The 2698-nt window shown below is 39.4% G+C and carries 2 protein-coding genes; both read left to right on the forward strand.

From position 1 onward, the window contains the following. Positions 1–36: 36 nt before the first annotated feature. Positions 37–1974: an ABC transporter permease gene (locus tag BLV90_RS15820; protein WP_177168129.1), complete on the forward strand. Its 1938-nt coding sequence runs from the start codon at positions 37–39 to the stop codon at positions 1972–1974. Between the two features lie 500 nt (positions 1975–2474). Next, the coding region (locus BLV90_RS15825; protein WP_143035086.1) for an ATP-binding cassette domain-containing protein at positions 2475–2698 on the forward strand (224 nt) is incomplete at its 3' end.

Raw genomic sequence — 2698 nt, forward strand, 5'->3', positions numbered from 1 at the left:
TTATCGATATGCTTTCTTTTTTAGGAGGGAATGATCATGAACTTTCGTCAGTTCGCGTTTAATAATGTCAGACGAAATGCACGGGCTTACTCCGCCTATTTCTTAAGTAGTACCTTTGCGGTCATGATCTTTTTTACCTATGCGATCTTTATCTTTCACCCTGATTTAGCTAAAACGGACTTGGGTGCGACAACAAAGCAAGGAATGGTAGCTGCCGAATATGTGATTTTTGTGTTTTCCTTTCTGTTTGTGCTCTATTCCATTGGTGCGTTTCTCAAAGTGCGGAAAAAAGAGTTTGGCATGTTAACCATCTTAGGTTCAGAAGGAAAGCAGTTAAATCGGCTGATCTTTTTGGAAAATATGATCATTGGTTCAGCTTCCATCCTTACGGGGCTCGTTAGTGGACTGATTCTGTCCAAACTATTCCTGCTCCTCGGTGCTCGGGTGGCAGAGATGAAGGAACTTTCCTTTTATTTACCATGGAAAGCGATGGCACTGACTACGGTTTGTTTTTTAGCACTCTTTTTCGTAATTTCTTTGCTGACCTTATTCTTCGTACGTCAAAACCGAGTACTTGAATTAATAAAAGGATCAAGTAAGCCTAAATCAGAACCCAAAGCCTCCATCTGGCTCTCTCTCTTATCTGTGGCTTGTTTCGTCGGAGCGGGCTATCTGATGAAGCAAAAACTGTCTGAAACCCAGGATGTAATCCTCATTCTCATTCTGCTGTTAGGGATTATTGCAACCTATTTCTTCTTCACACAACTCAGCATTTTTATCATCCGATTATTCAAGAAGAATCGGCCCTTTTTTTGGCGGGGAACCAATCTTCTCTGGGTTTCTGAAATGGCGTATAAAGTGAAAGATAATGCGCGGATGTTTTTTATAATCACCATTGTCATCGCCATGTCATGCTCGGTGATAGGAATCATCCTTACCCAGAAAGAGCAAAATGAGCAACAATTTAAAGAGAGTAAATTCGCTTATATTTATAGTGTATTTCAAAATGATAAGGGAAAATTCGACTTCAATCAAATAAAAAAAGATACAGCGAAAATGGAGCAGGAATTGAAGCAAGCGGGTATCCAGTATAAAAAAGTTAGGCATTTGATTCTTTATTCAGGAACAAAAGAAATGGGTCCTACAGAAGTTATTAAAGAATCTGACTATAATCGCCTAGCCGGTATATATAATGCACCTAAAGTCTCCTTATTAAAATCGAATGAGACCATATTAATCAGTAGTTCTTTGGCTGAAGGTAAGGGTAAAACAAAGCTTACGATGGAAAAGGATAAAGCTAGGTTTACAATAAAAAAACAGATTGAAAATAAAGGGATGGCACGTTTCAACAATCAGGCTGTTATTTCTAATTCAGCTTATGAAAAATTGAAAAAAATACTGCCTTCAGATGGAAGAGAAAGAATCAATGTCTCTTATTATGTTCCAGAATGGTCCAATAAAATACCTAATTCTAATTCTTTAGAGACGAAGATTGGACAAAAAGAAGTTGAAATATCTATGGAGAACATGAAAAAGGGTGAGAGTTCGGTTATATTCGAATCTCGTGCAAATGACTATATACAGAACAAGCAATCAATGAGTATTACGAGCTTTATTGGTGTATTTATTGCAGCGATCTTCTCACTCTCTACAGCTAGTTTCTTATACTTTAAGCTGTATGCTGACCTAAACCAGGATCGTCATCTTGTCTATAGCCTTTCTAGAATGGGATTAAGCACTAAAGAGATGAAGCGATCTGCGACAATTCAAATTGCGGCTCTGTTCTTTATTCCCCTCGTTGTAGCGGGAATGGAAACACTAATCGGTTTGTTCCTATTGAAAGAGCAGCTTAGTCTAGGAGAGCCCTTGATCCCGGCCTTGATGGGAATTGGTAGTTTCTTTACTGTACAAGTGGTTTACTTCCTTATTGTGAGGTCTCGTTATCTAGCTCAGCTTAATCGAGTCATGGTCTAAAGTGTCTGGGGTATTCCCAGATAAACAAAAGAGGTTTCCCTCAAGGGGAACCTCTTTTTGCAATATCGGGCGTTGTTTAGCAGATTAGTGCGAATATAGTTGCGACGACTAAGAGGAATATCAACAGACGTCTGAGGCCGAATCCGCCATACCCATAACCATAGCTCATTGCCCGATCCCTCCTTCTTCGCTGTATGGAGGTAAGGAGAAGTCGTCCTAGACAGGAATCCAATCTCGTGAAGATAGTGAATGTGCGGATAAATGAGTGATTACTCACTAATAAAAATATGAAACCCATAACCTCATATATATGGAAATCCATTCCTTTATTTTTTATAGGAATGGATTTTTTATCAGATACAGCTGTGTCAAATTGCCACCTTACAAGGATGTAAGGTGGGTGTAAGGTAAATCCATAGCAGGACATCGACTCACCTAGTAAAGTATGAATCAAAGTGAGGGGCTTGATAATACTTACATGAATGAAGGGAGACGTAATAATGGAAATGCTACAAGTTCAAGGATTAAGTAAATTATATGCAGGGAAAGTATCGACGCGTGCTTTAACCGATATTCAGCTGAGTGTGGAACAGGGGGAGTTTGTCGGGATTATGGGTCCCTCGGGTAGTGGAAAAACGACCCTTCTCAATATGGTAGCCACCGTGGATACCCCGACTTCCGGAGAAGTCATTATTAATGGTAAAAATCCTCATACCCTTAAGAA

The sequence above is a fragment of the Marininema mesophilum genome (assembly GCF_900106775.1).
Lineage (GTDB): Bacteria > Bacillota > Bacilli > Thermoactinomycetales > DSM-45169 > Marininema > Marininema mesophilum.

Bases quoted from the DNA above. Each gene is read 5' to 3' on its own strand.
- BLV90_RS15820 (WP_177168129.1), top strand. From the start codon at position 37: ATGAACTTTCGTCAGTTCGCGTTTAATAATGTCAGACGAAATGCACGG.